This window comes from Oceanobacillus sp. HCA-5259 (genome assembly GCF_037892815.1).
GTDB classification, from domain to species: Bacteria; Bacillota; Bacilli; order Bacillales; family Amphibacillaceae; genus Oceanobacillus; species Oceanobacillus indicireducens.
The window spans coordinates 177,435-193,293 of the sequence record NZ_JBBKBV010000001.1; the positions used below are offsets into that span (position 1 = coordinate 177,435).

17 protein-coding genes are annotated in these 15,859 nt (G+C 42.1%); 13 read left to right on the top strand and 4 right to left on the bottom strand.

Going from position 1 to position 15,859, the window contains the following annotated elements; genetic code table 11:
• Positions 1-5: 5 nt before the first annotated feature.
• Positions 6-623: an NUDIX hydrolase gene (locus WKU33_RS00835; RefSeq protein WP_340452775.1), complete on the bottom strand. Its 618-nt coding sequence runs from the start codon at positions 621-623 to the stop codon at positions 6-8.
• Positions 624-790: 167 nt separating this feature from the next.
• Here WKU33_RS00835 and WKU33_RS00840 point away from each other — a divergent pair, with 167 nt between their 5' ends.
• Positions 791-1,474 (top strand): phosphoribosylaminoimidazolesuccinocarboxamide synthase, encoded by a 684-nt coding sequence (locus WKU33_RS00840; protein WP_336251759.1) that lies wholly within the window; start codon positions 791-793, stop codon positions 1,472-1,474.
• A gap of 171 nt (positions 1,475-1,645) precedes the next feature.
• Here WKU33_RS00840 and WKU33_RS00845 read toward each other — a convergent pair whose 3' ends face one another.
• Positions 1,646-2,332, bottom strand: a complete 687-nt coding sequence (locus WKU33_RS00845) for a universal stress protein (RefSeq protein WP_156854069.1) — start codon at positions 2,330-2,332, stop codon at positions 1,646-1,648.
• A 466-nt stretch (positions 2,333-2,798) separates the two neighbouring features.
• On the opposite strand from WKU33_RS00845, the gene WKU33_RS00850 reads away from it, so the two are divergent.
• From WKU33_RS00850 to WKU33_RS00880, 7 genes are all read left to right on the top strand, one after another.
• Complete coding sequence (locus WKU33_RS00850) at positions 2,799-5,210, top strand: Na+/H+ antiporter subunit A (RefSeq protein ID WP_340452777.1); 2,412 nt, start codon at positions 2,799-2,801, stop codon at positions 5,208-5,210.
• On the top strand, positions 5,197-5,619 hold the full coding sequence (locus tag WKU33_RS00855; protein WP_156854071.1) for a Na(+)/H(+) antiporter subunit B: 423 nt from the start codon (positions 5,197-5,199) through the stop codon (positions 5,617-5,619). The genes WKU33_RS00850 and WKU33_RS00855 overlap by 14 nt, the downstream gene beginning before the upstream one ends.
• 3 nt (positions 5,620-5,622) lie before the next feature.
• Positions 5,623-5,964 (top strand): Na(+)/H(+) antiporter subunit C, encoded by a 342-nt coding sequence (locus WKU33_RS00860; RefSeq protein ID WP_156854072.1) that lies wholly within the window; start codon positions 5,623-5,625, stop codon positions 5,962-5,964.
• Positions 5,957-7,432 carry a Na+/H+ antiporter subunit D gene (locus tag WKU33_RS00865; protein ID WP_156854074.1) on the top strand — a complete coding sequence of 492 codons (1,476 nt, stop codon included), beginning with the start codon at positions 5,957-5,959 and terminating at the stop codon, positions 7,430-7,432. Before WKU33_RS00860 ends, WKU33_RS00865 begins: the two co-directional genes overlap by 8 nt.
• Positions 7,433-7,493: 61 nt before the next feature.
• Positions 7,494-7,976, top strand: coding sequence for a Na+/H+ antiporter subunit E (locus WKU33_RS00870; RefSeq protein ID WP_156854076.1), 483 nt, complete (start codon positions 7,494-7,496; stop codon positions 7,974-7,976).
• Positions 7,976-8,260, top strand: coding sequence for a Na(+)/H(+) antiporter subunit F1 (locus WKU33_RS00875; RefSeq protein ID WP_156854078.1), 285 nt, complete (start codon positions 7,976-7,978; stop codon positions 8,258-8,260). Before WKU33_RS00870 ends, WKU33_RS00875 begins: the two co-directional genes overlap by 1 nt.
• Entirely contained in the window at positions 8,238-8,621 is a 384-nt protein-coding gene (locus WKU33_RS00880; RefSeq protein WP_156854080.1) for a Na+/H+ antiporter subunit G, read from the top strand. Before WKU33_RS00875 ends, WKU33_RS00880 begins: the two co-directional genes overlap by 23 nt.
• Positions 8,622-8,673: 52 nt before the next feature.
• On the opposite strand, the gene WKU33_RS00885 is transcribed toward WKU33_RS00880, so the two are convergent.
• On the bottom strand, positions 8,674-9,690 hold the full coding sequence (locus WKU33_RS00885) for an LLM class flavin-dependent oxidoreductase (RefSeq protein ID WP_340452780.1): 1,017 nt from the start codon (positions 9,688-9,690) through the stop codon (positions 8,674-8,676).
• A 685-nt stretch (positions 9,691-10,375) separates the two neighbouring features.
• Between WKU33_RS00885 and rlmN the strand changes: the two genes are divergently transcribed.
• Genes rlmN through WKU33_RS00900 form a run of 3 tightly spaced genes read left to right on the top strand, consistent with a single transcriptional unit; the run spans position 10,376 to position 11,905 of the window.
• Positions 10,376-11,452, top strand: coding sequence for a 23S rRNA (adenine(2503)-C(2))-methyltransferase RlmN (gene rlmN, locus WKU33_RS00890; protein ID WP_340452781.1), 1,077 nt, complete (start codon positions 10,376-10,378; stop codon positions 11,450-11,452).
• Positions 11,453-11,487: 35 nt separating this feature from the next.
• Entirely contained in the window at positions 11,488-11,751 is a 264-nt protein-coding gene (locus WKU33_RS00895; RefSeq protein WP_336251756.1) for a hypothetical protein, read from the top strand.
• 34 nt (positions 11,752-11,785) lie between these two features.
• The gene (locus tag WKU33_RS00900; protein WP_340452830.1) at positions 11,786-11,905 is read left to right on the top strand and encodes an acetyl-CoA hydrolase/transferase C-terminal domain-containing protein; all 120 of its coding nucleotides are present in this window, start codon (positions 11,786-11,788) and stop codon (positions 11,903-11,905) included.
• A gap of 190 nt (positions 11,906-12,095) precedes the next feature.
• Here the strand turns inward: WKU33_RS00900 and WKU33_RS00905 are convergent, their stop codons facing one another.
• Positions 12,096-13,385 (bottom strand): GGDEF domain-containing protein, encoded by a 1,290-nt coding sequence (locus WKU33_RS00905; protein ID WP_340452782.1) that lies wholly within the window; start codon positions 13,383-13,385, stop codon positions 12,096-12,098.
• Between the two features lie 261 nt (positions 13,386-13,646).
• On the opposite strand from WKU33_RS00905, the gene WKU33_RS00910 reads away from it, so the two are divergent.
• Both WKU33_RS00910 and WKU33_RS00915 read left to right on the top strand, forming a co-directional pair.
• Entirely contained in the window at positions 13,647-14,645 is a 999-nt protein-coding gene (locus tag WKU33_RS00910; RefSeq protein ID WP_340452783.1) for an ABC transporter substrate-binding protein, read from the top strand.
• 230 nt (positions 14,646-14,875) lie between these two features.
• Positions 14,876-15,859 (top strand): ABC transporter permease, encoded by a 984-nt coding sequence (locus WKU33_RS00915; protein ID WP_156854090.1) that lies wholly within the window; start codon positions 14,876-14,878, stop codon positions 15,857-15,859.

Below are 15,859 nucleotides of genomic sequence, written 5' to 3' on the forward strand. Positions count from 1 at the left end.
CTCGTTTATTTTCTAATGAGCTGAAGGAAGTGCATGAGTATTCTTGCAGTTAGTCCCCAGATTACTTTGCCGTTATATTGATAGAAGATTTCATTGATATGGTTTGCGCTCCATTTATAGTCTTTGCCACCGACAATGCGGTCGAATGGGAAATTATCTTCTGGCGTCACGTGGACACGGACTTTATAAATTTCCGGCTCCGTTTCTAGAAAGAAATTGAGCGGGACGGTGAATACTTCAGCGACTTCAGCTTCGTTTGGAACGATTGTTTCCGAGTGAAGCAAGGTTCCTACAAAGGGATAAATGATGCGGCCACTGTCATTAACGATATAATCAAGAGGGGTCAACCCTTCAATATTCTTAGCGCTAATCCCCAACTCTTCCGTTGTTTCCCGGATTGCTGCATGCTTCGGGCTTGGATCTTGCGGGTCGATCCTCCCACCAGGGAAACAGACATCTCCAGGCTGACTCCGCATATGCATCGCCCTTACTTCAAATAGGATATGGGTTTCATTCTGAATGGTTGTGAGGGGGAGAAGTACGGCAGATTGTCTATAATGTTGTTCGCCCATAACCCGGGGTGTTCTATTTTCTAATTTAGCAAGTATTTTAGATGCATCCATTACGTCACCTCCGTGCATGTTTCGCTTGATTACTATTATACATGAAAATATGGAAATATTCTTTTGTCTGCTTGTGCAAAAGCGTACATTAGCTCATGTTCTTTTTCAAGCGCAAATTTCTATGCTAAAATAATAGGCATAATACACCCATAGAACTGAGGGATAAAATGAAGCGACTATACGAAGGTAAGACGAAAGATGTCTATGAACTTGATAATGGTAATTATTTATTGAAATTTAAAGATGATGTGACAGGGGATGCTGGTGTTTTTGACCCGGGTGCGAATACGGTTGGGATGACAATGGAAGGCGCAGGTCAGGCTGGGCTGAAGCTTACCACATTATTTTTCGAAATACTTAAGGAGAGAAATATTCCAACTCATTTTATTGCTAGTGATTTAGATAGGACAACGATGACCGTTGTACCGGCAGATGCTTTCGGTGATGGTTTGGAAGTTATTTGCCGCTACCGGGCAGCTGGCAGTTTCCTCCGTCGCTATGGCAAATACGTGGAGGAAGGGCAAGAACTAGAGAAGTTTGTGGAGGTTACGCTGAAAGATGACGAGCGTAATGACCCACCAATCAGCAGGGACGCACTTAGCATGCTCGGTATTCTTTCCGGCGGGGATTATGTGACGTTAAAACAATTAACTATTGATATTTCCGATATTATTAAGGAAGAACTCGCTCGGAAAAATATTGAGCTCTACGATATTAAACTTGAATTCGGCCGTGATAAAGAAGGGAATATTATCTTAATCGACGAAATCTCCGGCGGCAACATGCGTGTCTACCGTGATGGCAAAGCAATCGACCCAATTGAACTCGCGAATATCATGACCATAGAATAAAAAAATACCCGGAACCTTGCATTGCTGCTCGTTCCGGGTATTTTTGTTTGTTGTATAGGAAACGTTTAAATTAAATGCTGTGCTAACTTAGGTATCCAGGGTTAGCCACGTCCGGCGCAAGCGCCCGCTAAACTTACTGTAAGGGCGCTTTCTCCTTTATTCTTGGTTACCCTAATGCTTCTCAACTTTCACATTCGGTTCATCTTTGATTTCCCCTATTGCTAGGTCGTCTGTTATATGGAGTTGGCGAGTTTTACCATGCTTTGTTACAAATTTAAAGATCCCATTGTTAAAGTCTGTGCCGATTTCTTTATAAAAGATTCCTTCATATAAGTTTTCTCTCGCCCTTGTGAAGGTAATCCGGTAATCGTCCCCGTCTTTGATTAAAAATGCACGAACGCCTTTTTCAAAATCCGTATCGGTATCGCTCTTTAGGGAACGGTCGACGGATACGATATGCACATCGACAAATGTTATTTCTTTCAAAATTGAATTGACGAAGGAACCTTTTGTAATTTCTTCCCAGCGGCTCTGTGGTGTCTGCCCGACAACAATTTGCGTGATGTTCCGGCTATGGGCGACTTCAGCTATTGCTTTTGCAACCGGGCGTTTTTCGTTATCGCGCAAGATGAATTCTTCGATACCAAGCTGATCGCATAACTCTTCCCAAGCCTCCACATAATTCGATCGTTCCGCATCGAAGTCGTCGTATGGCAGCGGGTCTACTGTCAGCACATATAATGGGCAATTCATAATTTGAGAAAGTTTATGTCCTCTCCGGATTAATCGCTCACCATTTGGCCCATAGTAAACACAGACTAAAATCCTTTCATCCATACGGCCTTTAATATTTTTCATGATGGCAAAATTCACCTCTTTATCCTAATTACTCTGCTGCTTAATTCACTTTGTTTGATGAAACTGTATCATTTTAACATGTATTCTAATGTTCGTGAAGACCTAATCGGAAAAATTTACTTCATGTTATAAGTATGTGGAAAGGGGAAAAATAGTAATACACAAATTTATTTTTAGGCCTCGCCAGTCTTCTGAAGTGCAAGCAGTTTAATATTCATGTATAATTAATACTTGTAATATCAATTCCACATAGGTTTTACTACAAAATCACATAATATTTTATAACATACTATTCAACATTCTTTGTTTCCGAATGGTTTGTTGCCCCTTAATTATCATACGCTTAACTTATTAAGTCAAGGTATCATGAAATAACTTCATATATACAACAACACCGGCATGTTTCTTGAAGAAATCCTGTATGTTTTATGCAGTCGACAAGTGACTTTTGATTGGAGGTTTGATTTTGGGAACTTTGAATTTCGTCGTACTTATACCCTTTTTAGCTGCAATGCTTATCCCGCTTTTCTATAAAAAAGGAACGCGGCTACATATCGGATTATTACCGATGATTGTTGCTGTATCATTATTTAGCTATCTTTTGTTTTATATACCTCAGATTGCAAACGGTAAGACTTTTTTGCACACCATTTCATGGATTCCTTCCTATGGAATTAACTTTACCGCTTATTTGGATGGGCTTAGCTTAATTTTAGCTTTACTTATTACGGGTATTGGAACACTTGTGATCCTATACTCGATTTACTATTTGTCTGAAAATGAACAGCTGGGACATTTTTATACGTATTTAATGTTGTTTATGGGTGCGATGCTTGGGGTCGTCCTATCTGACAACATGATGGTGCTTTATGTGTTCTGGGAGCTGACAAGTATTTCTTCTTTCCTCTTAATTGCATTCTGGTATCAGCGGAAGCGTTCCAGGGAAGGAGCGCAGAAATCATTACTTATCACGGTAAGTGGCGGTTTTGGTATGCTTATCGGATTTTTAATGATCTATACAATGACTGGAACGCTGAGTGTGCGGGAAGTTATTCAGATCATGCCGGAGATGACGGGGCACGGCTTGTTTGTGCCGGCCATGTTGCTCGTCCTCTTTGGGGCGTTTACAAAGTCTGCTCAATTCCCATTCCATATTTGGTTGCCGGATGCGATGGAAGCGCCGACGCCGGTCAGCGCGTATTTACACTCTGCGACAATGGTAAAGGCCGGAATTTATTTGGTTGCCCGTTTTACACCAGTATTTGGTGGTGAGGGGATATGGTTCTGGATTGTGACTGGAGTAGGGTTGTTTACGCTGTTTTGGGGTTCATTTCAGGCTGTGCGGCAAACAGATCTTAAGGCTCTTCTTGCTTTTTCTACGATTAGTCAGCTTGGGATGATTATGAGTATGTTCGGAATGGGCTCCGTTGCCCTTCACTTCGGTTATTCTACAGAATCTGTCTTTTACTCGCAAGCAACCTTCGCCGCATTGTTCCATCTTGTGAACCACTCCACCTTTAAGGGTGCATTATTCATGGCAGTTGGAATTGTGGACCATGAAGTAGGGACAAGGGATATCAGAAGACTCGGAGGTTTGGCGACAATTATGCCGATTACGTTTACCGTGTCTTTGATTGGAAGTTTTTCCATGGCTGGTTTACCTCCATTCAATGGTTTTCTAAGTAAGGAAATGTTCTTCCAAGCAGCCGTTGATATTACCGAGCTTGGTATATTTCATATGGATACAATCGGTAATTTGATTCCGATAGTAGCATGGGTGGCAAGTATTTTCACTTTTGTGTACAGCATGATTATCGTATTTCAGACTTTTCTTGGACCATATAAGGAAGAAAGGCTGGAACGACCGGCAAATGAAGGACCTGGCGGTATGCTGATTTCTCCTGTTATTTTGGCAGGACTCGTCGTGCTTATTTTCCTCATGCCGAACATGCTTGGAAATTATATTATCCGTCCAGCGGTGGAAAGTGTGTTCCCGACCCTTGTAACAGAAATGAATTTAGGTGTAGAAATATCGGCTTGGCATGGGCTTAATACAGCACTTTGGATGACAATTGGTGTCGTCGTGCTCGGTATCTTGCTCTATTCCTTCCCAAGAGCTTGGCGCTGGATCTATGCGATTTTCCCGATAGGCTGGTCGCTGAATACATTGTATAACTTCACACTGGAGCAAAGTGTTAAATCGTCCAGGAAGTTTACGAACAGTTATATGACAGGTCTTTTACGTCATTATTTAATGTATATTTATTTATTCTTTATCCTGCTCGTGGCAGGAGCCTTTGTCTTGACGGGATCATATGACTTTACGATCTCAGGTAATGCGGAGATATCAATTTTTGAATGGATCATTGCACTGACGCTGATTATTGCGGCTATTTCCATTCTGTTTGCAAAATCCCGGCTCACTGCTATTCTCCTAAATAGTGTTTTGGGTTACGGAGTTGCGCTGTTATTCGTTATCTTCCGAGCGCCCGACCTTGCACTAACGCAAATGGTCATTGAGACGGTAACAACCGTTCTCTTCCTTGTTGCTTATTATTTCTTACCGGAATGGAAGAAGGAAAACGAACCACGGAGAATAAATCTGTCGAAATTGCTTATATCAATAGGTTTTGGTGCATCGTTTACTGCCGTGGCTTTGGCAGTTCAAAATAATCGTTTGTTTGACCGGATTTCGACATACTTCGAGAACTCTTATGAACTTGCAGGCGGACGCAACATCGTGAATACGATTCTAAGTGACTTCCGTGGGTTTGATACGATGCTTGAAGTTGTTGTGCTCCTCATTGCCGGAATTGGAGTGTACTCCATTATTAAACTGAAGGCAGGAAATCGGGGGGATAAGTTTGAAAATCAATAATGTCATTTTGCGTACCGTTACGAAGCTTGCTGTATTTATTATCCTGACCTTGGCTGTTTACCTGTTTTTCGCGGGGCATAACAGTCCGGGCGGTGGATTTATTGCCGGACTTGCCCTTTCAGCTGCGTTTGTACTGCTGCTTCTCGTAACTGATATTGAAACGATCAAGAAGGGTATTCCGCTCGATTTCAAAAAGGTTGCTGCATTTGGAGCATTTCTAGCAGTTGGGACGGGCTTTGGTGCATTTGTATTTGATGTGCCATTTCTTACTCAAAGCTTCGGTAATTTTGTAGTACCTTTTTTCGGGGAAATTGAACTAAGTACTGTGACGATATTTGAAGCTGGTGTATCGTTCGCGGTAGTTGGGGTTGTAATTACGATTATCTTAAGTATTAGTGAGGATGTGTAGGCTATGGAAACATTGATGATCATCCTAACCGGCGTTTTGGTCACGATTGCGACTTATCTCGTCTTATCGAAAAGTGTGATTCGTGTCATTCTCGGAACGGCCGTCTATTCCCACGCCGCACATTTATTAATCATTACGATGGGCGGACTGAAGAAGGGGAATGTGCCGATTTTGGGAGATGACGACGTTAGTACATTTGTTGATCCGCTCCCGCAAGCGTTGATTCTAACATCAATTGTAATCAGCTTTGCGGTGACGGCCCTTGTGCTTGTACTTGCATACCGTGCTTATCAAACGCTTGGAACGGACAATATGGAAGAATTGCGAGGTAGGAAGTATGAATAATATTATTGTACTGCCGATGGCTCTTCCAATTATGCTTGGCATTATTCTGATCTTTTTAAGACCATATATAAAAACACAGCGGGTATTAACCGTCCTAGGATTGCTCGTGACAATCGGAATAAGTATCTATATGTTGCAGTGGATTCAGACGGACGGCATCATCCGACTCGATTTTGGGGGATGGGAGCCGCCATTTGGAATTCTGTTTGTAGCAGACTCTTTTGCAGTCATTCTTGTGACCGTCGCAAGTATCGTGACATTAATTTGTTTAATTTATGCTTTTTCTTCAATTGGCGAGAAAATAGAGTATATGTATTTCTACTCCTTTGTTAACTTCCTCCTCGCAGGTGTTAACGGATCCTTTTTAACAGGCGATATTTTCAACCTCTATGTAAACTTTGAAATTATGCTACTCGCTTCTTATGTATTAATCGTCCTCGGCGGAAAACGAATGCAGCTAAGAGAATCGCTTAAATATGTCGTTATTAATATTATTTCTTCCTGGTTTTTCCTCGTGGCTATCGCATATTTGTATGCACAGCTTGGAACCTTGAATATGGCGCATATTTCAGTATTAATCAGTGAATCTGGACAGACACCATTACTGACAGTGACGAGTCTTGTATTCCTGATTGTTTTCGCTTTGAAATCCGGATTGCTTCTGTACTTCTGGTTACCAGGTTCATACAGTGCCCCACCAACTGCTGTTGCAGCTTTGTTCGGAGGATTGCTGACAAAGGTAGGAATATACGTCATGATCCGTGTGTTCACGTTGATCTTTTACCATGAACCGCAAATTACCCATACGATCATCGGGATTTTAGCTGGTTTGACACTCATTATGGGGAGTATTGGAGCGATTGCTTATAAAGATATCCGGCAAATTGTCGCTTATAACGTCATTATTGCGGTTGGATTTATCTTAGTGGGGCTTGCCGTCATGACACAGGAAGCACTGGAAGGTGCGGTTTATTATCTGATGCATGACATGGTCGCAAAATCCCTGCTCTTCCTGCTTGCTGGGACTATGATTACCGTGACAGGAGAGAAGCGGCTTGATAACATGAGTGGTTTAATCCGTAACTATCCTGTATTCGGTTGGATGTTCTTTATCGTTATGCTATCTTTAGCCGGGGTACCGCCGCTGAGCGGTTTTATCGGAAAAGTACTTGTTGGTCAAGGGGCAGTTGAAGCGGGCTCTTATATTCTGCTCGCGCTCGGCTTTATTTCCAGTATCTTTGTCCTTTATTCCCTCTTAAGAGTTTTCTTGAATAGCTTTTGGGGAGAGACAATCATCAGTTTTGATGACGAGGTACCGATGAAGAAGGGCTGGATGGTTTCATTTGGCTTGTTCACAGCACTTATGTTTACTTTTGGACTCGGAGCAGAGTACTTCGCTCCCTTCGTAGCCGATGCAGCCAATACACTGCTCAACCCACAAATTTACATTGATGCTGTATTGGAGTAATTAATCTGCTGCTCGTTAGGAAGCAACAATGAGCAGCAGTCAAAAGAGGAGCTGACTATGGATGCCAGCACAATTTTTTCTAAACGTATTTATTGCTATATTATGGGTATTTATTAGTGATGAACCCGAACTGCAATTCACAACATTCGTGTTCGGATATATTGTCGGAATCGGAATCGTCTTCTTGATGCACCGACTATTCGGCGAGCGATTCTATCTCGCCCGTCCGTGGGCTTTATTCAAATTACTACTCATCTTTATCCGTGAGACATTCTCATCCAGCATTTGGGTATTGAAACATATATTAAGCCCGAAAGTAACCTATAAACCTGGCATATTTAAATATGAGACGCAAATGCGGGGAGAATGGGAAATCACTGCGATTTCATTACTCCTAACATTGACGCCGGGTTCAGTGGTCATGGAAGTAGCACCTGAAGAGGATTACTTATATATCCATGGGATGGATCTCGAGGAATCGAAAGAAATGTTGCTCAAATCCTTGCATACTTTCGAAAAAGCAATTATGGAGGTGACGCGCTAATGATTAACACATTACTCGTTACGTCGCTCATTCTGTTCGGGGTGGCGATTGCCATTACACTCATCCGGATTATTATCGGACCGAGCTTACCGGACCGCGTCCTTTCCCTTGATATGATTGGTGTTCAAATCATTTCATCACTGGCGATTATTTCAATACTCCTTGATACTCGTGCTTTCTTAGAAGTGATACTCGTGCTTGCTATCCTTGCGTTCATTAGTACGATTTCCTTCACGAAGTATATAGAGAGGGGTGTTATCATTGAACGTAAGCGTGATGATTGAATATGTCGGTGCCATTTTAATTTTTATCGGTTCATTGTTTGCGGTTGTCAGTGCCATCGGGAATATTCGATTTCCTGATGTTTATACTCGCTCTCACGCAGCAACGAAAAGTTCTACACTTGGTGTATTACTCACTTTAACAGGTGCGTTGATTTATATTTTGGAAAGTCAAAATTACTTCAGTGTACGCCTTGTACTAGGGATTGTTTTTGTATTCTTAACTGCTCCTGTATCTGGTCACCTGGTTACAAGAGCTGCTTACCGGAGTAAAGTGAAGTTAGCGGATATCACACTCGAAGATGATTTAGAAGAAGTAATCCATGGGAAAAAAGAAGAATTGGAAGAAGATAATACAAATTGAAATTGGGACATAACTTTCTGCGTCTACCAGAAAGCTATGCCCTTTTTTGTAATCAATCGAATAGTTCTGCTACGATTTCATAAGAACGCAGGCGATCTTTCAAATGGAAAATCTGTGATCCGATAATCATTTCATCTGCTTGTGTTTCCTCTTGGAATGCGATGAGACGTTCCCTAACTGTATCTTTATCACCGACAATTGTCGTCCGTGGATCGAGCGATTCATAGACAGCGGCTTTTTCCATTGGAGACCATACACTATCCATACTTTCGATGGGTGGCTGAAGTTGTCTTGGTTTCCCGCGGCGCAAGTTAAGGAATTGCATATATTGGGAGCTTGCCAGATACTCGGCTTCCTCGTTCGTATCCGCTGCAATCACGTTTACCCCAACCATCGCATATGGCTTAGCGAGCGTATCGGACGGTTCAAAGTTGGCCCGATAAAGCTTCAATGCCGGAATGGTGTAGGCAGGTGCAAAGTGACTGGCAAAAGAGAAGGGCAGTCCCTTATGAGCAGCAAGTCTTGCGCTGAAGTCGCTGGAGCCAAGCAGCCAGATTGGAACATTCAATCCTTGACCGGGAATAGCTTTAACATGTGTCTTCGGTTCATCGGAAAAATAATCCTGCAATTCATTTACTTGCATCGGAAATTCCTCTGGTCCAGAATTCAGTGTTCTTCTAAGGGCAAAGGCTGTTGCCTGATCTGTTCCGGGTGCCCGGCCGAGTCCAAGGTCGATTCTTCCCGGGAAAAGCGATTCGAGTGTACCGAACTGTTCGGCGATAACAAGTGTTGCATGGTTTGGCAGCATAATACCGCCAGCTCCAACCCGCATATGCTTCGTATTCCCGGCAATATGAGAAATGAGAACAGATGTCGCAGAGCTTGCGATACCAGGCATATTATGATGTTCAGCGAACCAATAGCGGTTAAAGCCTAATCTTTCAACATGTTGAGCAAGTTCAACACTTTCCTTAAACGATTCTCTTGCATTTGAACCTTGGCGAATTGGTGCAAGGTCTAGTACAGATAAAGGGATTTTATTAAAAACTTTAGCATGTTCATGTTGCAATCCACTCACTCCTTTAATCTCATTACTCCACTCTCACATCCGAAACCTGTTCAACCTTATGATGCTTTATTCAGCGTACGTGTGTGCAACCTTCTCCTGGAAGTCCGCAGTCCAGACACCTCTCGCTTTCCGCGGGCGGCCGGCAAGCCTCCTCGCGCTATCGCGCTGTGGGGTCTCGCCAGGCCTATCCTCCCGCAGGAGTCTCGAGGTGTCTGGACTGCTCCGAGGAAAGGCGTGATTTGGATTACTGTTTAATATTTCAGAAGTACAATCCTTATCAGAACGGAATAATTTCTTTTTAAAATAATCCTTTAGACCAGTTCAGTTGCCCGGCGGACGGTGACTCCTACGGGAAAAGCACGAGTCCGAAGACCCCGCAGGAAGCGTTTTTCTTCCGAGGAGGCTGAGGCCGTGCCCGTGGAAAGCATCCGTCCGCCGGGCAACTGAACGGTAATTAGAACGCCAATAAAATGAATGCACAAAATACTTACGCCGAATGAAAGCAATCATAATGAAAGATATACTTAGCCTGTGCAGATTGTGAGAATGGAGTCATTACTATAAAGGATAAGCTTTGCAATAAATGCCGTCCAATTATCCGCTTATACAGAAGAATCCGATTTGCTACTACCGAAAGATTAAAGTAAGATGAGAGAAGGAAAAGGAAAAGAAATGGGGAAACATCATGACTAAACTATCCATTTATGAATTAACATTTAAGCAATTGGAAGATTGGCTGATTGAAAACGGCGAGAAGCGTTTTCGAGCGAATCAAGTATGGGACTGGGTCTACAAGAAAAGAGTAAATCAGTTTTCCGACATGTCCAATGTCAATCAATCGACAATTCAATTATTGGAAGAAAATTATTGCCTTACTACATTAGAAGAAGAAGTTAAACAAGAATCTAAAGATGGAACGGTTAAATATCTCTTTAAGCTTGCGGACGGGAACGTGATTGAAACAGTGCTTATGCGGTTTGATTACGGTCTTTCCGTCTGTGTGACGACACAGGTCGGTTGTAATATCGGCTGTTCCTTCTGTGCAAGTGGATTGCTCCGGAAGAGCCGAGACTTGACGGGTGGCGAGATCGTGGAGCAGATCATGCATGTTCAGAAGAATTTAGATTTGAAAGGGAAGAACGAGCGGGTCAGTCATATCGTTGTCATGGGAATTGGTGAACCGTTAGATAACTTTAATAATTTAATGGACTTCCTTTACATTGTAAACGATGATAAGGGCTTGAATATCGGCGCCCGCCATATTACCGTATCAACAAGTGGTCTTGCCCATAGGATTTATGAGTTTGCCGATACAGGAATCCAAGTGAATCTTGCAATCTCCTTGCACGCTCCAAATAATGAACTGCGTACGCAAATTATGAAAATTAACCGAGCATTCCCGATCGAGAAGCTCATGCTGGCGGTTGATTATTATTTGGAGAAGACAAATCGTCGAATAACATATGAATATATTATGCTGCAGGGTGTCAATGATCGCAAGAAAGAAGCGAGAGAACTCGTCAAGCTTCTTTACAATCACCGTCACTTAGCCTATGTGAACTTGATTCCATATAATAAGGTCGATGAACATATCCAGTATGAAAGAAGTCATGTTGAGGCAATCCAGGAATTCCACCAAACATTGAAAGCAGGCGGGATCAATAGTGGTGTTCGCTGGGAAAATGGAGCAGATATCGATGCGGCATGTGGTCAATTAAGAAGTAAGCAAATCGCGAAAACAAGGAAAACAAAAGCGGTTTAATCTGAGGTTAATCGAGGGAAAGGATTATAAAACAGATGAATGGTTACTTAGCGCAGTATGAAGCAAAGAAGACAACAGCGGAGGGGATTGCCCAGCAAGTTAAATCAGGCTGGGTCTGTGGATCTGATATCGGTCTATCCACCCCACCTAGGATTATTGCAGCGCTCGATCAGTATATAAAGGAAGAGAACTTGACCGACATTTATTATCATACACTTTTAGACTGGCTGCCAATGGGTGCTTATAGGGAAGAGTATCCTGAGATAACGGGGGTTTCGTTCGATTGTAACGACGAGTAAGAATGATGTTAATTACATCGCTACAGAGTATGGAATCACAAACTTACGTGGAAAAACACTCGGTCAACGTACCAAGGCACTAATTGGGTTAGCTCATCCAAAATTCCGAGATAAACTATTATTCGAAGCAAAAAAACGAAATATTATTATATAAAGTGAAACTTCATTCAGTGGGGGTTTCCTTACCTCCCCACTGAATGTTAGTTGAACAGAATCAGGGATTTACGGACTGTATATCCCCACCTTCACATATTGTTTTCCCTCATGTTTAGAAGTGGGGATATTACAGACCGTTAATCCGTGATAAAAAACAGCCGGGCGCAACTGGTTGTTTTTATTTTACTTTACTTTACTTCTGCATTGGAAACATTGCTTTCGAACCGATCACAGGGCGGCTCATTGCGTATGCCATTTTTTGAAATAACCTGGTTTTTTCCAAGCCCTTTTGCTTTGTAAAGTAGGTCATCTGCTTGAACATAGCCCTGCTTAATATCTATCTTCTCTAAGGTAGTGAAATAATACATGCCAAAGGAAGCTGTGCAGCTGATGAAAATTTCTTCAGAACGGTACTTCGTAACAATCTGAAGCTGTTCGATTTCATGTTGAATGGTCTTTATTAATGCCTCACATTCACTAAAGGATCGATTTCGCAAAATAATGGTAAACTCTTCTCCGCCACTGCGAAACAAAAAGTCATTTTCCCCAAGTAAACTCTTCAGGCGTTTTGCAACATGATGGATGACATAATCCCCGACTGTATGATTATACGTATCATTGATCTGCTTGAAATTATCAATATCACAAACAGCAATACCAATCGTTTCATCTGAGCCGTTCAATTCATTCATCACCTTATTCATATACGTGCGGTTGTGGAGCTTCGTCAGGAAGTCGGTGTAAGCCATTTGCTCGAAACGGTCGCGTTCCATCTTATGTTGGATACTTTGTGATTTAAGTACAGCAGCACGGCTAGATAAATAATTTAAAAGGAAGAGGGCGAGCATCAATTCCCAGCGTCCTTCCGTAATGAAAATAAACAGAAGTCCGTTTGAAATTGCTTTTTGGAGTGAGTCTGCTTTACTTCTTGCTTTGATAAAATTAATGCTATCCACTCGGGTCTGCATATCTCCCATACTATAAAATACCCCGAGAAGCAGTACAGAAGAAAGCATATCGATCAGAAATACGATTAAAATAAGGAGAATCCAAAAACCAAATAATGGTATTTGATCGAAGTACGGAAAAAGCCAATAATACAAGTAAAATCCGAGCGAATGAAGAATGGTCGGCGCTCCAATATTATAAAAGGTATGTAAAAATTCATCTTCATCAGCCGTATCTGTTTTCTTCCGGTAAAGAAAAACATAAAATCGGTTGATTACTTCAAATAAGAAAAGCCCGAGTGGTCCAGCGGCAAGTCCGAATGAAAGACCATATGAGACACTATAATCAATATTGACCCGACCGGTTTTAACAATTGTTTTTAAATGCGAGTAAAATGTAGTGAATAGTAAGTAAATTACTAGTAACTGGGTGTATAATGTTATATCAATGTGAATTGGTCCGGAAAATATCGCTATTCCAAATGAAACGAAAAAAACGAATAAAATATAAGCTTTCAATCGTTTTGTCATCTCTATTTTCCCCTTCCCATTACAATAGAAAGAAATGAGTCCAAATCCCTAGTACTTAATTATCATACCATAAAACTCTAAATTGGGACAGGGGGTCAGAGCATTTGTCCCGCACGAAGTGGGACAAATGCTCTGACCCCCCTGTCCCGGAACTATTAACAGAATTTTTTTAAAAAAGTCTATCTTAAATACAGAAAATATGGTAAAATCGCTCTATGCATTATTACTTTAACGCGTTAATACACATAGGGGGAAAAGTGGATGAGAAAGCTAGTTTTGTTATTGTTTACAATTGGAATCTTGCTTCTTGCAGCTTGTGGTTCCGATGATACGAAGTCATCAGAAGGCAATGAGAATGAAAATACGGATGGGGAAGTATACAAAATTGGCGCAACGCAAATTGCTGAGCACCCATCACTTGATGCTGCATATGAAGGGTTCCAGCAAGCACTCGAGGATGCTGGGCTGAATGTAGAATATGACTTCAAAACTGCGCAAAACGATCAGAATAACGTAAAGCCGATTTCCGACGGTTTTGTTGCGGATGAAGTGGATCTTATCTTTGCAAACTCTACACCAAGTGCACTTGGCGCATTACAAGCAACGAGTGAGATTCCGATCCTTTTTACATCGGTGACAGATGCTGTTGAGGCAAAGCTTGTTGAGTCGATGGAAGAGCCTGGAGGTAATGTAACGGGGGTAGTAGACTTACACCCAGAAGGAATCCAATCAACAGTGCAGTTTATTGCCGATTATTTTCCAGGTGCAGGGATTGGGATGATTTATAATGCCGGGGAGCAAAACTCTGTAACTCAAGTGAACACAGTGAAAGAAGTGGCGGAAGGAACCGATCTTACGGTTGTTGAACGTACTGTGGCTAATACATCGGAAGTGCAACAAGCCGCAGTTACGTTAGTGGAAGATGTAGATGTGTTTTATATTATTACAGATAACACGGTAGTTTCAGCATTCGATAGTGTTGTGAGTGTTGCTAATGAACATAGCATCCCGCTCATTGTCGGAGAACCAGACTCCCTTGCTAAAGGCGGCTTCGCAACATACGGAATAGATTATCATACGATAGGTTACCGCACAGGTGAAATGGCTGTTGATATTTTAACTAATGACAAATCACCAAGTGAAATCCCGGTAGAATATCCTGCAGAAATGCAACTGTTCATAAATAAGGAAGCAGCTGAAGCACAAAACGTCGAATGGCATTCCGACTGGGATGAAGATGCACAATTTACCACGGATTAACGTTCTGTAATATCCCCACCTCTAAACATGAGGGAAGCCCAAGATGGGAAGGTGTGGGATATACAGTCCGTAAATCCCTGAATCTGTTCAACTAACAATCAGTGGGGAGGGAAGGAATTCCCCACTGAATGAAGTTTCACTTTATGGAGTAAAAACAGGGGATAAGCCGCTAACATTGGCGGCTTATCTTCTTACTATATCGAAAGAAGTCAGCAGGGGGAGTACAAATTATGTTTATTTCAATGTTTGGCGCAGTAGAATCAGGGATTATTTATGCAATAATGGCACTTGGTGTCTATTTGACATTCCGAGTTCTTGATTTCCCTGATCTAACCGTTGATGGAAGCTTTGTCACAGGTGCTGCTGTGGCTGCACTAGCCATCATTAATGGAGTTCCACCAATTATCGCTACGATTCTTGCTGGTATTGCAGGTTTTGTTGCGGGCACACTAACAGGATTACTGCATACAAAAGGAAAAGTGAATGCTCTTTTAGCAGGAATTCTCATGATGACAGCTTTATATTCGATCAACCTTCGTATTCTCGGTCAACCGACCTTATCCCTCCATATGGAATCAACTATTTTCGACCAATTGGGACGTGTATGGGGGACTTCGATTGATAACAGCCTAAATGGTATGTTAGGTATCTTCGGGATTGACCGGCCGCCAAGTACATGGGCAATTTTAATTGTTATGCTCCTTGTGACGGTTGTTATTAAACTAGTTACCGACTATTTCCTAAAGACAGAGGTCGGACTCGCAATCCGGGCGATTGGAGATAATAAGCGGATGATTCGTAGTTTGTCTGCGAACACGGATAACTTGACGATTCTCGGAGTTGCCTTATCCAATGGGCTAGTCGCACTTTCTGGAGGGTTAATTGCCCAGCTTGGTGGATTCGCTGATGTTGGAATGGGAATCGGAATGATTGTTATCGGTCTTGCCTCTGTCATTATTGGAGAAGCGCTTTTCGGCACGAAGACAATTGCCAGAGCAACCCTCGCAGTTATCGGAGGAGCGGTCATTTACCGAATAATTGTGACACTTGCATTACGATTTGATTTTCTCGAAACAGGCGACATGAAGCTCATTACGGCGATTATCGTTATTATAGCGCTTATTTCACCGAAGATTCTCCAGGCCCAGCGCGAGAAGAAGCGCCGAATTGAAAAGCGACGGGCTTTAGAGCAAGATATCAAGGAGGTTGGTTAA

Bases quoted from the DNA above. Each gene is read 5' to 3' on its own strand.
- WKU33_RS00835 (WP_340452775.1), bottom strand. From the start codon at position 623: ATGGATGCATCTAAAATACTTGCTAAATTAGAAAATAGAACACCCCGG.
- WKU33_RS00840 (WP_336251759.1), top strand. From the start codon at position 791: ATGAAGCGACTATACGAAGGTAAGACGAAAGATGTCTATGAACTTGAT.
- WKU33_RS00845 (WP_156854069.1), bottom strand. From the start codon at position 2,332: ATGAAAAATATTAAAGGCCGTATGGATGAAAGGATTTTAGTCTGTGTT.
- WKU33_RS00860 (WP_156854072.1), top strand. From the start codon at position 5,623: ATGGAAACATTGATGATCATCCTAACCGGCGTTTTGGTCACGATTGCG.
- WKU33_RS00865 (WP_156854074.1), top strand. From the start codon at position 5,957: ATGAATAATATTATTGTACTGCCGATGGCTCTTCCAATTATGCTTGGC.
- WKU33_RS00870 (WP_156854076.1), top strand. From the start codon at position 7,494: ATGCCAGCACAATTTTTTCTAAACGTATTTATTGCTATATTATGGGTA.
- WKU33_RS00875 (WP_156854078.1), top strand. From the start codon at position 7,976: ATGATTAACACATTACTCGTTACGTCGCTCATTCTGTTCGGGGTGGCG.
- rlmN (WP_340452781.1), top strand. From the start codon at position 10,376: ATGACTAAACTATCCATTTATGAATTAACATTTAAGCAATTGGAAGAT.
- WKU33_RS00895 (WP_336251756.1), top strand. From the start codon at position 11,488: ATGAATGGTTACTTAGCGCAGTATGAAGCAAAGAAGACAACAGCGGAG.
- WKU33_RS00905 (WP_340452782.1), bottom strand. From the start codon at position 13,385: ATGACAAAACGATTGAAAGCTTATATTTTATTCGTTTTTTTCGTTTCA.
- WKU33_RS00910 (WP_340452783.1), top strand. From the start codon at position 13,647: ATGAGAAAGCTAGTTTTGTTATTGTTTACAATTGGAATCTTGCTTCTT.
- WKU33_RS00915 (WP_156854090.1), top strand. From the start codon at position 14,876: ATGTTTATTTCAATGTTTGGCGCAGTAGAATCAGGGATTATTTATGCA.